The sequence below is a fragment of the Geomonas diazotrophica genome (assembly GCF_019063885.1).
Lineage (GTDB): Bacteria > Desulfobacterota > Desulfuromonadia > Geobacterales > Geobacteraceae > Geomonas > Geomonas diazotrophica.
The window spans coordinates 3,561,637-3,580,531 of the sequence record NZ_CP077684.1; the positions used below are offsets into that span (position 1 = coordinate 3,561,637).

Below are 18,895 nucleotides of genomic sequence, written 5' to 3' on the forward strand. Positions count from 1 at the left end.
TACGGAACCCCGCCAAAGTCAGGAAGTTGCGGAACATGCATTTTCGCGCAACATCTGCAAGTCTCGGTTGGCCGCCCGGAGGCATTTAAACCTGAGGAGCAGATTAAGACTAGGATTAAGACTAAGGAAACCTCAATCTTTATCTCAATCTTTATCTGTTCCTAGGCACCCACTGTCTTTGACTTTGGCTTTACAGCGGTACTGCTCTTTATTTCAAGATCGCGCTGATGTCAGCGAGATCGATGGTGACGCCCGGGCCCATGGTGGAGGACACGGCAACCTTCTTCATGTAGGTGCCCTTTGCTGCAGCCGGCTTCGCCTTCTGGAGGGCTTCCACCAGGGCGACCACGTTCTGCCTGAGGGTCTCGGCGCTGAAGGAGACCTTGCCGACCGGCGCATGCACGATACCGGCCTTCTCGACGCGGAACTCGACCTTACCGGACTTGGACTCCTTGATGGCGCGAGCCAGGTCGAAGGTGACGGTGCCGACTTTCGGGTTCGGCATCAGGCCGCGGGGACCGAGGAGCTTACCGATCTTGCCCACGACACCCATCATGTCCGGGGTAGCGATGGCGGTGTCGAACTCGAACCACCCTTCCTGGATCTTGGCGACCAGGTCGTCGGCACCGACGTAATCGGCACCGGCCTCGCGGGCCTCCTTCTCCTTCTCGCCCTTGGCGAAAACCAGGACGCGCACGTCCTTGCCGAGGCCATTGGGGAGCACGACAGCGCCGCGCACCATCTGGTCGGCGTGACGCGGGTCGACGCCCAGCTTCACCACCAAGTCGACGGTCTCGTCGAACTTCGCATAAGCCGAGCTCTTCACGAGCTCAAGGCCGTCGGTCAGGGGATAGGTTTTGGTCCTGTCGACCTTGGCGCGAGCCTCTTTAAGCTTCTTTGACATAGACATTTCTGATAACCCTCTCTTTAACTTAAGCTATTTCAACGCCCATGCTGCGCGCGGTACCTTCGATGGTCTTCATGGCAGCCTCAAGGCTCGCGGCATTGAGGTCGGGCATCTTCTTAGTTGCGATCTCGCGTACCTGCTCCTTGGTCAGCTTGCCAACCTTGGTCTTGTTGGGGGTAGCGGAACCGCTCTGCAGACCGAGAGCCTTCTTGATGAGGATCGGAGCCGGCGGAGTCTTGGTGATGAAGGTGAAGGACCTGTCGGCGTAGACAGTGATCACGACCGGGGTGATGGTCCCTTCGTCTGCCTGGGTCTTCGCGTTGAAGGCCTTGCAGAACTCCATGATGTTGACGCCGTGCTGACCGAGTGCGGGACCGATCGGAGGAGACGGGTTTGCCTTCCCTGCGGGTACCTGCAGCTTTATGTAACCGGTGATCTTTTTCGCCATTTTCCTACTCCTTTTTCATTCCTTCGAACTGCCTGAAGCTTCTATCGGTAACAGAAGGTCGCCCTACTGCTTTTCTACCTGCATGAACTCGAGCTCGACCGGGGTGGCGCGCCCGAAGATGCTTACCATGACCTTGAGTTTCCCCTTGTCCGGCTTGACGTCCTCGACCACGCCCGAGAAGTTGAGGAAGGGACCGTCGATGACCCTGACCGTCTCGCCCACCTCGAAGAGGACCTTGGGACGGGGCTTCTCGGCCCCCTCTTCCATCCTCTTGGTGATCTTGTTGACCTCGTCGTCCGGAATCGGGAAGGGGTTGTTTCCACCGACGAACCCGGTCACCTTCGCGGTCTCCTTGACCACGTGCCAGGTGTCGTCGTTAAGTTCCATGTTCACCAGAATGTATCCGGGGAAGAACTTCCTGGAAGAAGTCTTCTTCTCCCCCTTCTTAAGTTCGACGACGGTTTCGCACGGGATCAGGATCTCGCCGAAGAACTCCTCCATGCCGAGATTCTTGATGCGCTCTGCAAGCGAGAGCCGCACCTTGTTCTCGAAGCCGGAGTAGGTATGTACGCCGTACCATTTGTGTGCCATTTGATGAGTCCTCTAGCGGAGTATCGACTTGATGAGCTTAGTAAGGACCACGTCGCAGACGCCAAGGTAAAGTGAGATGATCACGATGATGACGACAACCACCTGAGCAGTAGAGAAAGTCTCTTTACGGGTCGGCCAAGTCACCTTGGCGAGCTCCGCCTGTACATCCTCAAAAAAAGTCTTGGCTTTCGCGAGCACTTGTCACTCCTCACTTCGTGAAGATAAAAAAAAATGGCAGGCCAGGAGGGATTCGAACCCCCAACACCCGGTTTTGGAGACCGGTGCTCTAGCCGTTAGAGCTACTGGCCTGCGGCGAGGGTCCCCGGAGAGATCCGGGAACCCCAAATCAAACTATTTGGTTTCCTTGTGCAGCGTGTGCTTCTGGCAGAAGCGGCAGTACTTGTTGAACTCCAGCTTCTGAGGCGTATTCTTCTTGTTCTTCGTGGTGGTATAGTTACGCTGTTTGCACTCGGTGCAGCCAAGGGTGATGATGTCTCTAGGCATTTTCTTTCGTCCTTTTCAAACTATTTTCGCGTCCCGATCCTTCCGGAACTCAAAGAACCCGTCAGGTCCTACTCGATGATGGAGGCTACGACGCCTGCACCGACGGTACGGCCGCCTTCGCGGATTGCGAAGCGCAGACCTTCGTCCATTGCGATCGGGGTGATCAGGTTGACGGTCACGGAGACGTTGTCGCCCGGCATAACCATCTCCACGCCGGCCTCGAGGTCAACCACGCCGGTAACGTCGGTGGTCCTGAAGTAGAACTGCGGACGGTAGCCGTTGAAGAACGGGGTGTGACGGCCGCCCTCTTCCTTGGACAGGATGTAGGCTTCTGCCTTGAACTTGGTGTGCGGGGTGATGGAGCCCGGCTTGGCAAGAACCTGGCCGCGCTCGATCTCTTCACGCTTCACGCCGCGCAGCAGGGCGCCGATGTTGTCGCCTGCACGACCCTCGTCGAGGAGCTTACGGAACATCTCGACGCCGGTGACGGTGGTCTTGGTGGTGGCCTTGATGCCGACGATCTCGACCTCCTCGCCGACCTTGACGATGCCGCGCTCGACACGACCGGTGGCGACGGTGCCGCGACCGGAGATGGAGAACACGTCCTCGACCGGCATGAGGAACGGCTTGTCGATGGCGCGCTGCGGCTCCGGGATGTAGGCATCGACGGCGTCCATCAGCTTCATGATGGCCTGCTCGCCCAGCTCGCCCTTGTCACCCTCGAGCCCCTTCAGAGCGGAACCCTTGATGATCGGGATATCGTCGCCCGGGAAGTCGTAGGAGGAGAGGAGTTCGCGAACTTCCAGCTCGACCAGTTCGAGGAGCTCCTCGTCGTCCACCATGTCGGCCTTGTTCAGGAACACGACGATGTAGGGGACGCCGACCTGACGTGCGAGCAGGATGTGCTCGCGGGTCTGCGGCATCGGGCCGTCAGCTGCGGAAACAACCAGGATCGCGCCGTCCATCTGCGCAGCACCGGTGATCATGTTCTTGACGTAGTCGGCGTGGCCCGGGCAGTCGACGTGTGCGTAGTGACGCTTGTCGGTCTCGTACTCGACGTGTGCGGTGGCGATGGTGATGCCGCGCTCACGCTCTTCCGGAGCGTTGTCGATCTGGTCGAAGGCCTTGAACTCGGCCTGGCCCTTGCCGGCGAGCACCTTGGTGATAGCTGCGGTCAGGGTGGTCTTGCCGTGGTCGACGTGACCGATGGTCCCTATGTTTACATGCGGTTTAGTTCTTTCGAATTTAGCTTTAGCCATGAGGAATCCTCCCTGATGTATCTACTACAGCTTTTATGTGAATGTTTTTTCTAGAAGGGGAGTGGAGCCCACAACCGGATTCGAACCGGTGACCTCTTCCTTACCAAGGAAGTGCTCTACCTACTGAGCTATGTGGGCATATTCTGTTTTTGGAGCGGGAAACGGGACTCGAACCCGCGACCCTCAGCTTGGAAGGCTGATGCTCTAGCCAACTGAGCTATTCCCGCCAATTCCCTGCTCTGAAGTTTTTTGACTCGAATCGTTCTCGACCCAACCAGTACCAGCGACCCGCCAAGGTCTCCTGGATTGAGCAGACGCTCATCTCATCTGCAGTTTGTATGGTGGAGGGAGGAGGATTCGAACCTCCGAAGTCGATGACGACAGATTTACAGTCTGTTCCCTTTGGCCGCTCGGGAATCCCTCCAGACAGAAGTGAGGCTATTAAGTTTTCAATCTGGAGCTGACGATGGGACTCGAACCCGCAACCTGCTGATTACAAGTCAGCTGCTCTACCAATTGAGCTACGCCAGCTGATTCGCCACCATCCGCTACCTTTCCGCGTCCGCGCCTTGCGTTGCGAAGCGAATCCCTGTTCTAAAGCAAAAGGGTCTCAGTGTCAACATCTTTTTTCCGGGCATGTGAAATATTTTCCACCACACGCCGTATACGTCTCGCGCCCTTAGAGATGCCTGCACCGGGGACGAAAACAAAGCGATACTATATCCATTGTTTAGACAAGCGCAAGCCTGAAAGCGCCCCACGCTCCCCGCAGCTGCAAAAATTTCCCGACTGTGCAGTTGCGGGGAGCACAACAGCCCCCGGGTGTTACTTGAACTGGTAGAGGCTCAGGTTGGAGCCGAGGTAGATCTCCTTCTTGCCGTCCCCGTCGCAGTCCTTGACGCCCATGTGGTTGTACCACCCCAGGTTGGCGGAGAGGTCGCCGCTTTTCCATTTGAGCCCCCCCGCCCCGTCGATCACGGTCAGCACGCCGCCACTGGCCACCAGCCACTCGAGGCTCCCGTCCCCGGCCAGATCCGCAACCTGGAGGGCATCCACTGGCGCAGTACTGGTGGTGTTGACGGTCCTCTCAAGCTGAAGCGTGGCGCCGGAGAAGACATCGACCTTGCCGTCGTTGCGACCGACCAGCAGTTCCTTGGTCCCGTTGCCATCAACATCGGCCACCTCCAAGGCGCGGGCCGGGTGCTGGATCAGCAATTTCAGATCATGACTCACGCCGTCGTACACCATGAGCCTGCTGGTGCCCGAGCAGGAGGCGATGATCTCCTTCACGCCGTCGCCGTTCAGGTCGGCGAGCTTCACGTCGTAGATGCCGGACCAGGACGCCCCGGTATCCACGCTGCGCCACTTCTCCGCCAAGGTCGCGCCATCCAGCACCAGGAGGTAGCTCCCCGTGGCGCCGGTATGCTCGATGCCCTGTCCGGCCACGATCTCGACCTTGCCGTCCCCGTCGACGTCGCCGATGGCAAGCGCGGTGAAGAAGTTGCCGTTGTACCCTGCGCTTTGCTTCTTCAAAAGGTGCGTGGCGCCGTTGTAGACCCTGATGACGCCGTCGTAGATGTTGCCGGTAGCGACCACGAATTCGGTTTTGCCGTCGCCGTCGACATCGCCGATCTTCACCGAGCGCACCCCCATCCAGTCGGTGATCCCGAGCTTCTGACGGAACTCCAGGGCATGGCTGCGGGCGTTGAAGATGTGGATGACCCCTTCGGCGTAACCGCTTTCGCTCTCGAAGGAGACCATGACGATCTCGTCCTCGCCGTCGTCGTCCACGTCACCCACCGCCACGGCGCTCAGCGGACCGTCGACATGCACGCTCTGCCACTTCAAAGTGCCGGTGAGCGGATCCGCCACGTAGAGGTAATCGGCACCGGTGCTGCTGCCTCCGGCCCCCCAGAGCAATTCCTTCTTGCCGTCCCGATCCAGGTCCGAAAGCGCGAGCCCGGAGACGCCGTGCTGCGGGTTGGCGACCGCCCACCTCTCGGTCCTGGTCCGTGCATCGACGGCGTGCACCTCGCCCCACTGCCCGTCGCCGTAGACGATCTCGGGGATCCCATCGCCGTCCGCGTCCGCGACCAGCAGGGCTGCAATGTCGAGCGAGGTGGCGATTTCCCAGACCGGGGTGCTGCGATCGGCGTCGAAGACGGTGATCTTGTACCAGCTGGAGGCACCGACGATCTCCAGCATGCCGTCACCGTCCAGGTCGCCCAGCGCCACCTTCGAACCGAAGCCGTTCAGGTACTCCCAGCTGATGGCCTTGGTCACGCCGTCGATGACGTACCCCTTGCCGCCGTAGGTGGTGGTGACGATCTCGAGAGCGGCGTCGGCATCGACGTTGCCCACGGCAAGAGAGGTCCCGCCGCCGGTGGCGAGGCTCCACTTGAGCGCGCCGCTTTGGGCGGCGTAGACGTAGAGCTTGGTGCCGTCGCTGGTGATGATCTCCTTGGTGCCGTCCCCCTCCAGGTCGGCCACGGCCACGGCGCACAGCCCGTTGGCGGTAGTGATGGTACGGACCAGCTGAGGAGTCGCCCCCGCGCTGTAAACCTCGATGGTGCCGTTGGCGAGGGCCACGACGATGTCGTCCTTGCCGTCGCCGGTCAGGTCTGCGAGGAAGAGCTTCACGACCGTCGAGCCGTACCCTTTGCTGCGCCAAAGCTGCTGATAGTCCCCCGAGGAGGTCCTTTGCAGTACGTACCACAAGCTGTTGGCCCCGAAGCCGCCGGCGGAAGCGCTGCTCACTATCTCCGGGGTGCCGTCGCCATCGAGGTCGACGCTGATAAGGCCGGCCTGGCCGATGCTGGTCCCCATGAGGCCGTACTGCCAGTTAAGTTGCAGCAGGTTCGGATCGGACGGCTGCGGCTGCGTTACCGTGACGGTCACCGTGTCGTAGGAGCTCGCGTAGTTACCGTCCGAAACGGTGAGGCGCAGGACGTAGTTCCCCGGCACCACCGGGGTAAAGGACGCGGTCGCGGTGTTGGTTCCCGAGAGCTGGGGGTAGCCCCCCTGCGGGTAGGAGTCCACGTTCCAGTAATAGGTGAGCTGGTCATTGTTCGGATCGAAGCTGGCGCTGCCATCGAGGGTGACCGTCGCCCCCTGCGTGACACTCTGGTCGACGCCTGCATCTGCAATCGGAGGCATGTTGACGTCCGGTGCGCTGTCCACCGCGTGCCTGGCCTGCCAGTCCACCACCTGGTCGTTGTCGAGATCCACGAACACGGAATAGTTCTGGGACTCGAACTGCATGCCGACCCAGGCACTTTGTCCGCCGGAACACTTCACGCTTCCGGCGGCAGGCCAGTTTTTTCCGTAGTAGATGACGAGACTGGTCGGCGTGCTCAGGTCGACGTAGCCGATCTCGGGGTCGTAGTAACGCCCGGTCAGTGTCTGGGTGAGGTAATCGGCACCGTAGGTGTCGGCGAGTCGGTAATCCTTAAACCAGTAAGTCTTCCCGCTGTCCACCAGGACCATATTGACGGTGAGGGAATCGCCGGAGGTGGCCGGGGTGTACCCCCAGGAGAGGGAACCGATCAGCGTGTAAACGTCCCCGCCTATGGACATGGAAAGCTCTTTGAAGGAGAGGGTTAGCCTGGTGAACCCCTGGTAATTCTCGTCGAAGGTGCCGAGAATGTCGGTCTTGCCGTTGAGGGTAAGCCCTCCAGAGGCATAGCCGTTGTAGGTGACGGTCCCGGCGAAGGTCCGGTCGGACTGGTTAACGTCGATGCTGTAGGTGGCGTACCCGCCATCGTCCCCGGCGAGCTGAAAGGTCTCGACCTTCGCAACCCCCTTGCCCCCCTTCGCCCCCCTTGCCTCGACCAGCTTCCGGGCGGCACGCGGGATCTGCATGCGCCGGAGGGAGGCGTTGACCACCTTCGCGGTCTGCCGTACCGGGATCTCGCGGCGCGTGGCGGCGGCCTTGCCGGCGGCGGCTTTCTGCATGACGACGGCCGTCCCGAGGGTCCCCCCCGCGTAGGCACTGGTCGCAAGTCCTTCCGCGTTGGCGACGCTCAATGCCGCCGCGGTCTTCACACCGGTATAGTAGGGGGCGGGATCTACGATGCTGACACCTTTGCTCCCCCCCCCACCGCCGCAGGCGGCCAGAGAGAGTATCGCGACGAGAACAAGGAGCAAGGAGAGGACGGATCTGGCAACAGGGGGCATAGCGGAATCTCCAACCGGTCTTTATTATTGGGCAAAAGCCCATCTGCGCGAGCGCAGATGCACCTTACCAAGTTCTAATTGTAAATGCAAACCCATTTGACCTTTTTTACCGCCCGGCCCGACCGGATGAACGCAAAACCGACAGACAACGATCCCCCTCGCCGCGCGACAAGACGCGAGACGGATACAGTTGCCTCTGTTTCCGGCGGTTACAGTGCCAGTTCCCCGCGACTGTCATGGGTACAAAACAGTTTTCCTGTGTCTGTACTCATGGCGCGGGCACGGTTATAGTGGACTCACTTACGAGAAAAGGGAGGACGCGATGGAGTGTTCGCTAGGTAAAGGGGAACTTTTGAGCCTCACGGGTGGGGCGCACGGTCTCACGTTGCGCTGTCTCATCGGAACTATCTGGCTCACCAAGGGAGACGGCAGGGATTACCTCGTGCGACAGGGGAACAGCTTCGAACTCAGCAAGGGGGAATCGGCCCTGGCGGAAGCCCTCGAAGCGGCGGAACTACAGGTGAGGGCGGCGGGCGTGACGCGCGGCAGCAGGTCCACGTTCGCCGCGCAGCCGGCGGGACCTTTCCTGCCGCGACTTCTCTAGGAGAAAAGCTAGGGGTGGACCGGTGCGTGGGCCTGCGGGCCAACGACGGTGTGCCAGCCGCGTACCGTCCACTTCTGCACCAATCCGTTCAAAACGTAAGGATCCGCCTTGGCGAAGGCTGCTGGCACGTCGGGACTATCGGCGTTGAACAGCAGCACGGCGCCGTCCGCCGGGTCGGTCAGCGCCCCGCCCAGGACCAACTCGCCACGCTCAGCCGACTCCCAGGCCAGCGCCAGGTGCTCCGCACGATACCCACCCCTCCGCTCCAGGTAATCCGGGGCGACCTCATACAGCAACAGGTAATGCATTCCTACCTCCTTTTGTTCTGCCCGAACAATTCAGCCGCGGCATCCTCGCGGCCACACTCCTTCAGCGCCGCCAGGCAATTCTTTCTTTCCTCCGGCACGTGATATAGAAGCAGCGACTTCTGGAGTCCCTTTTCCCGGTCGGTATGCGCGACGTAAACCTTTTCCCCAGTGAATGGATCGACCCCCGTGTGGTAGATGCACGTCGACAAGGTCCCGGGCGTGGGGGTGAAGTCCTGCACCTGCTCCACCCGCATGCCCCAGCGCTTCAGCATCAGGGCGAGGTCGACCATGTCCGAAAGGGTACAGCCGGGGTGTCCGGAGATGAAGTAGGGGACGATGTACTGCCTTTTCCCGGCCTTGGCGCTCTCCTTCTCGAAGGAGTCCCTGAAACGCTCGAAGCAGTCGTGCCCGGGCTTGCGCATCACCGAGGTGACCCGGTCGGCGAGGTGCTCCGGCGCCACCTTCAAAAGGCCGCTCACGTGCTGCGAGACCAGTTCGCGCAGGTAGCGGGGTTGGCGCTCCATCAGGTCGTAGCGCACACCGGAGGACACGGCGACGTGCTTCACCCCGGAGACGCGGCGGGCCTTGGCGAGAAGCCTGGAACTGCCGGTATCGTCGGTAACGAGGTTTTTGCAGATCCTGGGGAACAGGCAGCTCTCGCGGCGGCAGTTGGCACCGGCAACTGGATCGCCGCAGGAAAGCCCGAACATGTTGGCGGTCGGACCGCCGAGGTCGCTCACGCTGCCTCGGAACCAGGGGAGCGCGGCCAGCTGCTCCAGCTCCTGCAGCACGCTCCGCTCGCTCCTGGACTGGATCGTCTTCCCCTGGTGATGGGTGATGGCGCAGAAGGCGCAGCCGCCGAAGCAGCCGCGATGGGTGGTGATGGAGTTGCGGATCTGTTCGTAAGCCGGGATGGTCTCCTTGTAGCCTGGGTGCGGCGCCTTCACAAACGGCAGCGCGTAGATGGCGTCCAGCGCCTCCTGGGACAAGGGCCAGGCGGGAGGATTGCAGACCAGGTACCTTTGCGCGTGGCGCTGGATCACGGTCTTGGCGCAGCCGGGATTCTGCTCCGCCGACAGGAGCCGGAACGACAGCCCGTAGGCCCCCTTGTCCGCGCTGACCGTTTCGTAGCTTGGCAGCTCGACCAGCTCCGAAGCAGGCTCGGGGGGGGCCGAGGCGGGATACGCCGTGCCGCGGATGTCCCGGATCGACGCAAAGGGCTCCCCTTTTTGCAGCCGCTGCACCAGTTCCAAGAGCGGGCTCTCCCCCATCCCGTAGACGAGCAGGTCGGCCTTGGCATCGAAGAGTGCCGAGCGGCGCACCTTGTCTTCCCAGAAGTCGTAGTGGGCGAAGCGCCTGAGGCTCGCCTCGATGCCGCCGATCACCACCGGCACGTCGCGATAGGCCTCCTTGAGGCGGGAGGTGTAGATGATGGTGGCGCGGTTGGGGCGCGCCCCGTGTCGGTTGCCGGGGGTGTAGGCGTCGTCGCGGCGCAGTTTCCTGGCCGGCGTGTAGTGCGCCACCATGGAATCCATGGCCCCGGCTGCTACCGCGAAGAACAGGCGCGGGCGCCCGAGCGCCATGAAGGGCTCCTTGCTGCGCCAGTCAGGCTGGGGGATGATGCCGACCCGGAGCCCCTTCGATTCCAGCAGCCGCGCGAGAAGCGGCACGCCGAAAGAGGGATGGTCCACGTAGGCGTCGCCGGAGACGAAGATGACGTCGAGTTCGTTCCAGCCGCGGGCCTTGGCTTCTGAAAGGGTGATGGGGAGGAACCGGGAAGGAGAAGACTGCTTGAGGCGTGCTTGTTTCATATAAACCTTAAAACATGAGCCACGGAGAACTTCTGAGAAAATCCGAGAGAGGCGAAAGCCAGGAGGGAAAACAGACTCCTGTTTTTGGTTTTACTCGGATGTCCTCAGATTTTCTCCGTGGCCAGGTTTTGCCTTTACGGGAAGATCCCCAGGAAATCGAGCCCCAGGGTTTCGGGGAGCCCGCACATGAGGTTCATGTTCTGCACCGCCTGCCCGGACGCGCCCTTCACCAGGTTGTCGATGGCGGATACCACGATGATCCTGCCGGCCCTGTCGTCGACCACGACGCCGATGTCGCAGAAGTTGGAACCCCTCACGTGCGCCGTGGACGGAAGCACCCCCTCGGGGAGCACCCTGACGAACGGCTCCCCCTCGTAGAAGGTCTCGTACAGCGTGATCAGCTCCGCCGCGGCCACCTTGCCGGTCGGGACGCTGTAGATGGTGGAAAGGATGCCGCGGTCCATCGGGACCAGGTGCGGCGTGAACGAGATGGTGAGCGGGTTGCCCGCCAGAAGCGAGAGCTCCTGCTCGATCTCGGGGATGTGACGATGCACGCCTCCCACGCCGTAGGCCTTGAAGCCTTCGTTGACCTCGCAGTAGAGGTTGTCCACCTTGGCACTACGCCCGGCGCCCGAGGTCCCGGACTTGGCGTCGACGATGATGCTCTTCGGGTCGATCACCTTCCCCTTCAGAAGCGGCGCGAGGCCGAGGATGACGCTGGTCGGGTAGCAGCCCGGGTTGGCGATCAGGTTCGCCTCGCGGATCCTGTCGCGGCGCAGTTCCGGGATCCCGTAGACGGCCTGGGAGAGCAGCTCCGGGGTCAGGTGTTTTTCGTACCACTTGCCGTACACGTCGGCGTCGTGCAGCCGATAGTCGGCGGAGAGATCGACCACGTCCTTGCCCATCTTCAGGAAGGTCGGCACCACAGCCATGGCCGCCTTGTGAGGGAGCGCGGTGAAGACCACGTCCACCTGCTCGGCGATCCCGACCGGCTCGAGGTTCTGAAGGACAAGGTCGCAACGACCGCGCAGGGTCGGGAACACGTCGCTCACCGGGCGCCCGGCGCTCTGCTCGGAGGTGACGCAGGTGACGGCGACCTCGGGGTGGGCATGCAGGATACGGATAAGTTCGACGCCGGTATAGCCGCTGGCACCGACGATGGCAACCTTGATCATAAAGATCCTCCCTTCTCACAACGAAAAAATGGAAGCTTGATGTTAGCACAGCTCCCATATAGTTGACACGCACAAACACTAAAACCATTAGCCACAGAGAAAATCTGAGGACGTCCGAGAAAACAAATCCAAAAAGACTTGCCTCTCTCGCCTCCGAGCCTACGCGCCGAAGCGCTACGGCTCGCAAGCGTGGCCGATGGTCTTGGGTTCTGGTTTTGAAACAGCAAAAGGAGGAACCCTGACGGATTCCCCCTTTGCAATACAGACAGCAATTGTTCCCGGCAGCGGATTAACGCTTGGAGAACTGGAAGCTGGCGCGTGCCGCCTTCTTGCCGTACTTCTTTCTTTCCTTGATGCGCGAGTCGCGGGTGATGAACCCGGCCTTCTTCAGGGTACCGCGCAGGTCGGCATCGGCCTCGATGAGGGCCTTGGTGATGCCGTGCTTGATGGCGCCGGCCTGGCCGGAGTCGCCACCGCCCTTGACGGTGCAGAAGATGTCGAACTTGCCGACATTCTCGGTCAGCTCGAGGGGCTGCATGACCACCATCTTGGAGGTTTCGCGGCCGAAGTAGCTGTCAAGAGTCTTGGTATTTACAATGATCTCGCCGTTGCCCGGCTTGATCCAAACCCTGGCGATGGACGACTTCCTTTTCCCAGTTGCGTAAAAGCTGACTGCCATTTTCTATCTCCTGATGAACGAATTAAATGTTCAGATTCTTCGGATTCTGAGCCGCGTGCGGATGGGCACCGCCGCTGTAGATCTTCAGCTTCTTCAGCATGTGGCGGGCAAGCTTGTTTTTGGGCAGCATGCCTTTGACAGCCTTCTTGATCAGCTCTTCCGGCTTCTTGTCGATGAGCTTGGCTGCAGAAATCTCTTTCAGCCCGCCCGGGAACGAAGAGTGGCTATAGTAGGTCTTGTTAGCAAACTTATTGCCGGTCAGGGCAATCTTCTCCGCGTTCACGACAATGACGAAGTCGCCGGTGTCAACGCTCGGGGTGAAGGTCGGCTTGTTCTTGCCGCGCAGCACGTTGGCGATTTCAGTCGCGACACGGCCGAGCACCTTGCTATCCACATCAACCAGGTACCAATCCCTGGTCACTTCTTCTTTTTTGGCAACTTGCGTCTTCATTGAAACCTCACAGCTATCTGGAATTAGCACATTAACTTACAGAAGATTGAGAATTTAATCGATTCGTCCGTTCATGTCAAGACAAAAAACCGGGGAGCGAATTAACGCTCTATTAAAGTGGCGTCATTCCCCGCTCTCTCCGGGGTAGAAAACCTGCATCAGGCAGAGCCCTTGGGGTGGCACTGTCATTCCCGCGTTTTGCCTGTCGCCCCCCTTGAGCAGGCGCGCCACGTCTGCCGCGCTCAACCGCCCCTGCCCCACTTCGATGAGCGTCCCGGTGATGATGCGCACCATGTTCTTCAGGAAACCGCTGCCGTTGATGTCGAGGTGCAGCAGGCGTCCCTCCTGCACCAGCTCCATGCTGTAGATACGGCGCACGGTGGTCTTGGCGGCGCAGTTGGCGCCGCGGAAGGCTGCGAAATCGTGCTCCCCGACGAAGAGCCTGCAGGCCGCGCGCATGGCCTCGAGATCGAGCTTCCCCTTGACGCGCCACGCGGTGTGGCGGACCAGCGGCGAGCGGAGGTTGTCGAGCAGCATCGTGTAGCGGTAGTGCTTTGCCTGGGCATGGAAGCGCGGATGGAAGTCCAGCGGCACCTCCGCCGCATCCCGCACCGCGATGTCGCTTGGGAGCAGGGAGTTCAGCCCTTCGCGGAAGGCGCGCAGCGGCATGGTGCGCCCGGTCTTGAAGCAGGCGACCATGCCGCGGGCGTGCACCCCCGCGTCGGTGCGGCCGGAGGCGTGCAGGGTGGTGTGCTCCCCGAGCATCCGGGCCAGGGCCTTCTCCATGACCTCCTGGATGGTCAGCCCGTTGGGCTGCACCTGCCAGCCGGCGTAGGCGGTGCCGTCGTACTCTATGATCAGTTTGATGTTGCGCATACTACTTCAGGTATTTCTCCACCAGGATCTCCGCGATCTGCACTGCGTTGGTGGCGGCACCCTTTCTCAGGTTGTCGGCCACGATCCAGAGGTTCAGGCCGTTCTTGACGCTCGCGTCCTCGCGGATGCGTCCCACCAGGGTCAGGTCCTCGCCCGCAGCATCCATCGCCATGGGATACTCGCCGTTGGCCGGATTGTCCACGAGCTCCACGCCCGGCGCATCCTCCAGGAGCTCACGCGCCTTGGCGACGGTGATCTTCTTCTCGGTCTCGATGTTGACCGACTCGGAGTGACCGTAGAAAACCGGGACCCGGACGCAGGTCGCCGTGGTGGCGATGTCCGCCTCCATGATCTTCCTGGTCTCGTTCACCATCTTCATCTCTTCCTTGGTGTAGCCGTTGTCGCAGAAGGAATCGATCTGGGGCAGACAGTTGAAAGCGATGCGGTGCGGGTAGATCTCGTTCTTGGGCGGACGGCCGTTCAGAAGCTCGCCGGTCTGGACGCGCAATTCTTCGATCGCCTTGTTGCCGGTGCCGGAGACGGCCTGGTAGGTGGAGACGACGATCCTCTTGATGGTGCCGAAGTCGTGCAGGGGCTTAAGCGCCACCACCATCTGAATGGTGGAGCAATTCGGGTTGGCGATGATCCCCTTCTTCTTGTAGTCGGCAACGGCGTGCGGGTTCACCTCGGGAACCACCAGCGGCACGTCCGGATCCATGCGCCAGGCGCTGGAGTTGTCGATGCAGACCGCCCCCGCCTTGGCCGCGGACGGACAGAACTCTTCGGAGCGCGCCCCGCCCGCCGAGAAGAGCGCGATGTCGATCCCCTCGAAGGAATCGTGCTTCAGCTCCTCGACCGGGACTGCCTTGCCGTTGAACTCGAGCACCTGCCCGGCGCTTCTCGCGCTGGCCAGGAACTTGATCTGGCCCACCGGGAACTTGCGCTCTTCCAGGCACTCGATCATCTGCGTCCCCACGGCGCCGGTGGCACCCACCACTGCTACGTTCCATGTTTTCTTCATGCTTTTACATCTCCTCAAGACAAAAACGGGAGCGCGTCACCCGTGTAAGCCGGACGACGCGCTCCGTTTGTAGTTCGACCTGGGGACAATTGTCAATTGTCCATCGTCAAATGCCCCTTGCTTGCTAGCGCTCCTTCAAGACCTGCAGCATGCGGCGCAGCGGTTCGGCGGCGCCCCACAGGAGCTGATCGCCGCAGGTGAAGGCGGAGAGGTACTGCGGCCCCATCTTCATCTTGCGCACGCGGCCGACCGGAACGGTGAGCGACCCGGAAACGGCTGCCGGGGTGAGCCCCGCCAGGGATTCGGCCTTGTTGTTCGGGATGAACTTCACCCACTGGTTGTCGTTTCTGATCATGTCCTCGATCTCGCCGATCGGGATGTCCTTGGTGAGCTTCATGGTGATCGCCTGGCTGTGGCAGCGCATCGCCCCCACGCGGACGCAGATGCCGTCCACCGGGATCGGGTTCACAGCGCCGAGGATCTTGTTGGTCTCGGCGTACCCTTTCCACTCCTCGCGGCTCTGGCCGTCCTCGACCTCGCGGTCGATCCAGGGGAGCACGTTGCCGGCCAGCGGGAAGCCGAACTCCTTGGTCGGCATCTCGGCGCTCCTCAGGGTGGCGGTGACCTTCTTGTCGATCTCGAGGATCGCGGAGCCGGGGGTGGCCAACTGCTCGGCCACGGAACCGTGCAGGACGCCCATCTGGGAGAGGAGCTCGCGCATGTTGGGTGCGCCGGCGCCGGAGGCCGCCTGGTAGGTCATGGAGGAGAGCCACTCGACCACGCCGGCCTTGAACAGCCCGCCCAAGCCCATGAGCATGAGGCTCACGGTGCAGTTGCCGCCGATGTAATCCTTGATCCCTTTGGAGAGGGCCGCGTCGATGACGTTGCGGTTGATCGGGTCGAGGATGATGACCGCGTCGTCTTCCATGCGCAGGGTGCTCGCCGCGTCGATCCAGTAGCCGTTCCAGCCGGCTTTCTTCAGCTCGGGACGGACCGCCTTGGTGTAGTCGCCCCCCTGGCAGGTGATGATCACGTCCAGCTTCTTCAGCTCGTTGATGTCCGAGGCATCCTTGAGCGTTCCCGCGTTCAACGGTGCGGGCTGCCCGACCTGGGACGTGGTGAAGAATACCGGCTCAACCCCTGCGAAATCGTTCTCTTCCTGCATGCGCTGCATGAGAACCGAGCCAACCATGCCACGCCAACCGACCATTCCGACTTTCATAGGCGACCTTCCTTTCTATTTAATATTTGATGTAAGTGCGGCGGGTCTCCCCGCCTCAACCGTGCTGTCTAGAGGTTGGCGATGATGGCGTCGCCGATTTCCTTCGTGTTGACCAGCTTCTCGCCCGCCTTCTCCTGGTAGATGTCGCGGGTGCGGTACCCCTGGTCCAGCACCTTGGCGACGGAGTTGTCGATGGCGTCGGCCGCCTCGACCATGCCGAAGGAGTAGCGCAGCATCATCCCCGCAGAGAGGATCTGGGCGATCGGGTTGGCGATCCCCTGCCCCGCGATGTCCGGGGCGCTGCCGCCGGAGGGCTCGTACATGCCGAAAGTCCCCTCGGCAAGCGAAGCGGAAGGGAGCATCCCGAGAGAGCCGGTCAGCATGGCGGCCTCGTCGGAGAGGATGTCGCCGAACATGTTCTCGCACAGGATCACGTCGAACTGCTTGGGCCACTTTACCAGCTGCATGGCGGCGTTGTCCACGTACATGTGGGAAAGCTCGACATCCGGGTAATCCTTGGCGATGTTGATCACGATCTCGCGCCAGAGCACCGAGGTGGAGAGGACGTTGGCCTTATCGATGGAGCAGACCTTCTTGCCGCGCTTTCTGGCCGCCTGGAAGGCGACGTGCGCGATGCGCTCGATTTCGGGAACGCTGTAGCGCATGGTGTCCACGCCGACGCGGTCACGGCCGGCCCCATCGATCCCCTTGGGCTGGGAGAAGTAGATGCCGCCGGTCAGCTCGCGGATCACCAGTATGTCGAAACCGCCGGCGATCACCTCTTCCTTCAGGGAGGAGGCGCTGGTCAGCGACGGGAAGATGATGGCGGGACGAAGGTTGGCGTAAAGGCCGAAGATCTTGCGAAGCGGCAACAGGGCGCCGCGCTCGGGCTGCTCGTCCGGGGGAAGGGTCTCCCACTTGGGGCCGCCCACCGAGCCGAACAGGATGGCGTCGGCAGCCTTGCATATATTTACAGTGGTCTCGGGAAGAGCGCGCCCTTCCAGGTCGATCCCCGCGCCGCCTACGTTGGCGTGGGTACGCTCGAATTTCACATCGTAGCGCTTCTCGATCGCATCCAACACCTTCAGTGCTTCTGCCATAACCTCCGGACCGATGCCGTCACCCGGCAGCACCGCCACCTTAAAAAGCTGTCCCATTGCACAACCTCCGATATGTATTAAATTAGCGATTCTATTTGCGAGACAGTGATATTGTCAACATAAAAAAGGCCGTCAAACATACGTTTAGCGCCCCAAACCATGACTGCGAGCTAATGCTTTGGGGACTGATCCAGTTCCGGCACGAAATGAGCCTTACCAGAGGCTTTTTATTAGAGAACGGTAAAACTTTCGGTTTATCTCCGTGAGGTGTTGTGGTACATTCCCCGACTACCGACCCGGCTCATCCGGCTCCAGAAACCTCGCCGCAGGCGCCGCTAACTAAAGAGCTGCTAACGAGAAGCGCCGGCTGGACAAATTCATTAGAGTAGGTATCATTCCTAGGCGCCCGCAAGGAAGCCTCCCCTCTCGATGGAGCCGTGAACGCCATGACCGTCCCCCCAGAGGGAACATCATATTTTCAGGAGAAGAAATGCTATCGATCGCTCGTCTCGCGCAGTACGCCGCCGTGCTATCTCTGCTCACCATGACCGCCTGCTCGACGCCCCGCACCGGCAAGCACGTGCTCGGCAACCCGGAGAACCCGTACCCCCTGCAGAAGGCTCCCGAGATCGGCGACGTCATCCACCTCCCTACCGGTACCCTGGTGACGCCGCAGCAGATGTTCGACGTGGTGACCGATGCCCGCGTGGTCTACGTCGGGGAGACCCATGACAACCCGGCGGCCCACCGCCTGGAACTGGATACCCTGAAGGCAATGGAGCAGCGCCATCCCGGCAAGGTCGCGCTCGGCATGGAGATGTTCGTGAGGTCGCAGCAGCCGGTCCTGGACCGCTGGGTGGCGGGGGAACTGGATGAGAAGGCCTTCTTGAAGGCGTCGCGCTGGTACGACAACTGGAAGATGGATTTCGCCTACTACCGCGACCTGCTCCTCTACGCGAAGGAGAAGCGCATCCCGGTCATCGCGCTGAACGCGGAGAAGGAACTGGTGCAGGCGGTCCGTTCCAAATCCCTTGACGAGCTGACGCCGGAGCAGAAGGCGCAGCTGCCACAGATGGACCTCTCCGACCCGTACCAGCGCGCCCAGACCGAGAGCATCTTTTCCGGACACGGCAGCCACGGCAAGCTCGCCGCCGAGGGGTTCATCCGGGTCCAGACCCTGTGGGACGAGACCATGGCCGAATCGGCGGTGCGTTACCTGACCAGCCCCGAGGGGAAGGAGCGCAGCCTCCTGGTGGTGGCCGGCGGTACCCACGTCAGCTACGGTTTCGGCATCCCGCGTCGCGTCTTCCGCCGCCTCCCCACCTCCTACGCCACCATAGGCGGCCGCGAGCTTGCTGTGCAGCGCGCGGAAAAGCCGGAGACCATGGACGTGGAACTTCCCGACTACCCGAGCGTCGCCTTCGACTTCCTGGTGAACTACGCCTACGAGGGGCTCCCCGAGCCGGGGGTGCTGCTCGGCGTCATGTTCGAGCCGGACCCGAAAGGGCGCGGGTTGGTGGTCAACACGGTGGTACCGGACTCCAACGCCGCCCGGGCCGGGGTGCAGACGGGGGACCTGTTGCTGGCCCTGGACAACGATCCGTTGAAGGACAGCCTCGACCTGATCTACGGGGTGAAACAGAAGCACGTGGGGGACAAGTCCACGTTGAAGCTGGAGAGAAAGGGAGAGGTCTTGAACCTCGAGGTGGTCTTCAAGATCGGAGAAGCCCACAAACACGGCAACCCCTGACAACCGCAGGGTA

At 61.4% G+C, this 18,895-nt stretch carries 18 protein-coding genes and 5 tRNA genes; 2 read left to right on the forward strand and 21 right to left on the reverse strand.

The window, feature by feature from the left end:
* Nucleotides 1-208: 208 nt before the first annotated feature.
* The 12 genes from rplA to KP003_RS15580 all read right to left on the reverse strand — a co-directional run bounded on the left by rplA (nucleotide 209) and on the right by KP003_RS15580 (nucleotide 7,885).
* A complete protein-coding gene (gene rplA, locus KP003_RS15525) occupies nucleotides 209-910 on the reverse strand; it encodes a 50S ribosomal protein L1 (RefSeq protein ID WP_216500031.1) in 702 nt (233 codons plus the stop codon).
* A gap of 22 nt (nucleotides 911-932) precedes the next feature.
* Nucleotides 933-1,355: a 50S ribosomal protein L11 gene (gene rplK / locus KP003_RS15530; protein ID WP_216500030.1), complete on the reverse strand. Its 423-nt coding sequence runs from the start codon at nucleotides 1,353-1,355 to the stop codon at nucleotides 933-935.
* A 63-nt stretch (nucleotides 1,356-1,418) separates the two neighbouring features.
* Nucleotides 1,419-1,946 carry a transcription termination/antitermination protein NusG gene (gene nusG / locus KP003_RS15535; protein WP_216500029.1) on the reverse strand — a complete coding sequence of 176 codons (528 nt, stop codon included), beginning with the start codon at nucleotides 1,944-1,946 and terminating at the stop codon, nucleotides 1,419-1,421.
* A 12-nt stretch (nucleotides 1,947-1,958) separates the two neighbouring features.
* Nucleotides 1,959-2,144, reverse strand: a complete 186-nt coding sequence (gene secE, locus KP003_RS15540; RefSeq protein WP_199390446.1) for a preprotein translocase subunit SecE — start codon at nucleotides 2,142-2,144, stop codon at nucleotides 1,959-1,961.
* 34 nt (nucleotides 2,145-2,178) lie between these two features.
* Nucleotides 2,179-2,255, reverse strand: a tRNA-Trp gene (locus KP003_RS15545).
* A 42-nt stretch (nucleotides 2,256-2,297) separates the two neighbouring features.
* A complete protein-coding gene (gene rpmG, locus KP003_RS15550) occupies nucleotides 2,298-2,450 on the reverse strand; it encodes a 50S ribosomal protein L33 (RefSeq protein WP_012529352.1) in 153 nt (50 codons plus the stop codon).
* A gap of 68 nt (nucleotides 2,451-2,518) precedes the next feature.
* Nucleotides 2,519-3,709: an elongation factor Tu gene (gene tuf, locus KP003_RS15555; RefSeq protein ID WP_216500028.1), complete on the reverse strand. Its 1,191-nt coding sequence runs from the start codon at nucleotides 3,707-3,709 to the stop codon at nucleotides 2,519-2,521.
* Between the two features lie 62 nt (nucleotides 3,710-3,771).
* Nucleotides 3,772-3,847 (reverse strand) — tRNA-Thr (locus KP003_RS15560).
* Nucleotides 3,848-3,859: 12 nt separating this feature from the next.
* Nucleotides 3,860-3,936 (reverse strand) — tRNA-Gly (locus tag KP003_RS15565).
* 112 nt (nucleotides 3,937-4,048) lie between these two features.
* A tRNA-Tyr gene (locus KP003_RS15570) sits at nucleotides 4,049-4,133 on the reverse strand.
* Between the two features lie 31 nt (nucleotides 4,134-4,164).
* Nucleotides 4,165-4,240 (reverse strand) — tRNA-Thr (locus KP003_RS15575).
* Nucleotides 4,241-4,534: 294 nt separating this feature from the next.
* Nucleotides 4,535-7,885 (reverse strand): FG-GAP-like repeat-containing protein, encoded by a 3,351-nt coding sequence (locus tag KP003_RS15580; protein ID WP_216789108.1) that lies wholly within the window; start codon nucleotides 7,883-7,885, stop codon nucleotides 4,535-4,537.
* A gap of 322 nt (nucleotides 7,886-8,207) precedes the next feature.
* Between KP003_RS15580 and KP003_RS15585 the strand changes: the two genes are divergently transcribed.
* On the forward strand, nucleotides 8,208-8,489 hold the full coding sequence (locus KP003_RS15585; protein ID WP_216500026.1) for a DUF2917 domain-containing protein: 282 nt from the start codon (nucleotides 8,208-8,210) through the stop codon (nucleotides 8,487-8,489).
* 8 nt (nucleotides 8,490-8,497) lie between these two features.
* Here KP003_RS15585 and KP003_RS15590 read toward each other — a convergent pair whose 3' ends face one another.
* From KP003_RS15590 to leuB, 9 genes are all read right to left on the reverse strand, one after another.
* Nucleotides 8,498-8,785: a YciI-like protein gene (locus KP003_RS15590; protein ID WP_239027558.1), complete on the reverse strand. Its 288-nt coding sequence runs from the start codon at nucleotides 8,783-8,785 to the stop codon at nucleotides 8,498-8,500.
* A 14-nt stretch (nucleotides 8,786-8,799) separates the two neighbouring features.
* A complete protein-coding gene (locus KP003_RS15595; protein ID WP_216500024.1) occupies nucleotides 8,800-10,608 on the reverse strand; it encodes a YgiQ family radical SAM protein in 1,809 nt (602 codons plus the stop codon).
* A gap of 134 nt (nucleotides 10,609-10,742) precedes the next feature.
* Nucleotides 10,743-11,783 carry an N-acetyl-gamma-glutamyl-phosphate reductase gene (argC, locus tag KP003_RS15600; protein ID WP_216500023.1) on the reverse strand — a complete coding sequence of 347 codons (1,041 nt, stop codon included), beginning with the start codon at nucleotides 11,781-11,783 and terminating at the stop codon, nucleotides 10,743-10,745.
* 289 nt (nucleotides 11,784-12,072) lie between these two features.
* On the reverse strand, nucleotides 12,073-12,462 hold the full coding sequence (gene rpsI / locus KP003_RS15605; RefSeq protein WP_015719162.1) for a 30S ribosomal protein S9: 390 nt from the start codon (nucleotides 12,460-12,462) through the stop codon (nucleotides 12,073-12,075).
* Nucleotides 12,463-12,484: 22 nt separating this feature from the next.
* Entirely contained in the window at nucleotides 12,485-12,913 is a 429-nt protein-coding gene (gene rplM / locus KP003_RS15610; RefSeq protein ID WP_216500022.1) for a 50S ribosomal protein L13, read from the reverse strand.
* 123 nt (nucleotides 12,914-13,036) lie between these two features.
* Entirely contained in the window at nucleotides 13,037-13,789 is a 753-nt protein-coding gene (gene truA / locus KP003_RS15615) for a tRNA pseudouridine(38-40) synthase TruA (RefSeq protein ID WP_216789111.1), read from the reverse strand.
* 1 nt (nucleotide 13,790) lies between these two features.
* Nucleotides 13,791-14,810: an aspartate-semialdehyde dehydrogenase gene (locus tag KP003_RS15620; RefSeq protein ID WP_216500020.1), complete on the reverse strand. Its 1,020-nt coding sequence runs from the start codon at nucleotides 14,808-14,810 to the stop codon at nucleotides 13,791-13,793.
* A gap of 124 nt (nucleotides 14,811-14,934) precedes the next feature.
* A complete protein-coding gene (gene asd / locus KP003_RS15625; RefSeq protein ID WP_216789113.1) occupies nucleotides 14,935-16,032 on the reverse strand; it encodes an aspartate-semialdehyde dehydrogenase in 1,098 nt (365 codons plus the stop codon).
* Nucleotides 16,033-16,100: 68 nt separating this feature from the next.
* Nucleotides 16,101-17,189 (reverse strand): 3-isopropylmalate dehydrogenase, encoded by a 1,089-nt coding sequence (gene leuB, locus KP003_RS15630; RefSeq protein ID WP_216500018.1) that lies wholly within the window; start codon nucleotides 17,187-17,189, stop codon nucleotides 16,101-16,103.
* A gap of 433 nt (nucleotides 17,190-17,622) precedes the next feature.
* On the opposite strand from leuB, the gene KP003_RS15635 reads away from it, so the two are divergent.
* Entirely contained in the window at nucleotides 17,623-18,882 is a 1,260-nt protein-coding gene (locus KP003_RS15635) for a ChaN family lipoprotein (protein WP_216789115.1), read from the forward strand.
* Nucleotides 18,883-18,895: the final 13 nt, after the last annotated feature.

Coding starts and splice junctions, on each gene's coding strand:
- nusG (WP_216500029.1), bottom strand. CDS start 1,946: ATGGCACACAAATGGTACGGCGTACATACCTACTCCGGCTTCGAGAAC.
- tuf (WP_216500028.1), bottom strand. CDS start 3,709: ATGGCTAAAGCTAAATTCGAAAGAACTAAACCGCATGTAAACATAGGG.
- rplM (WP_216500022.1), bottom strand. CDS start 12,913: ATGAAGACGCAAGTTGCCAAAAAAGAAGAAGTGACCAGGGATTGGTAC.
- KP003_RS15595 (WP_216500024.1), bottom strand. CDS start 10,608: ATGAAACAAGCACGCCTCAAGCAGTCTTCTCCTTCCCGGTTCCTCCCC.
- leuB (WP_216500018.1), bottom strand. CDS start 17,189: ATGGGACAGCTTTTTAAGGTGGCGGTGCTGCCGGGTGACGGCATCGGT.
- rpmG (WP_012529352.1), bottom strand. CDS start 2,450: ATGCCTAGAGACATCATCACCCTTGGCTGCACCGAGTGCAAACAGCGT.
- asd (WP_216789113.1), bottom strand. CDS start 16,032: ATGAAAGTCGGAATGGTCGGTTGGCGTGGCATGGTTGGCTCGGTTCTC.
- truA (WP_216789111.1), bottom strand. CDS start 13,789: ATGCGCAACATCAAACTGATCATAGAGTACGACGGCACCGCCTACGCC.
- rplA (WP_216500031.1), bottom strand. CDS start 910: ATGTCTATGTCAAAGAAGCTTAAAGAGGCTCGCGCCAAGGTCGACAGG.
- argC (WP_216500023.1), bottom strand. CDS start 11,783: ATGATCAAGGTTGCCATCGTCGGTGCCAGCGGCTATACCGGCGTCGAA.
- rpsI (WP_015719162.1), bottom strand. CDS start 12,462: ATGGCAGTCAGCTTTTACGCAACTGGGAAAAGGAAGTCGTCCATCGCC.
- KP003_RS15585 (WP_216500026.1), top strand. CDS start 8,208: ATGGAGTGTTCGCTAGGTAAAGGGGAACTTTTGAGCCTCACGGGTGGG.
- KP003_RS15620 (WP_216500020.1), bottom strand. CDS start 14,810: ATGAAGAAAACATGGAACGTAGCAGTGGTGGGTGCCACCGGCGCCGTG.
- KP003_RS15635 (WP_216789115.1), top strand. CDS start 17,623: ATGCTATCGATCGCTCGTCTCGCGCAGTACGCCGCCGTGCTATCTCTG.
- KP003_RS15580 (WP_216789108.1), bottom strand. CDS start 7,885: ATGCCCCCTGTTGCCAGATCCGTCCTCTCCTTGCTCCTTGTTCTCGTC.
- rplK (WP_216500030.1), bottom strand. CDS start 1,355: ATGGCGAAAAAGATCACCGGTTACATAAAGCTGCAGGTACCCGCAGGG.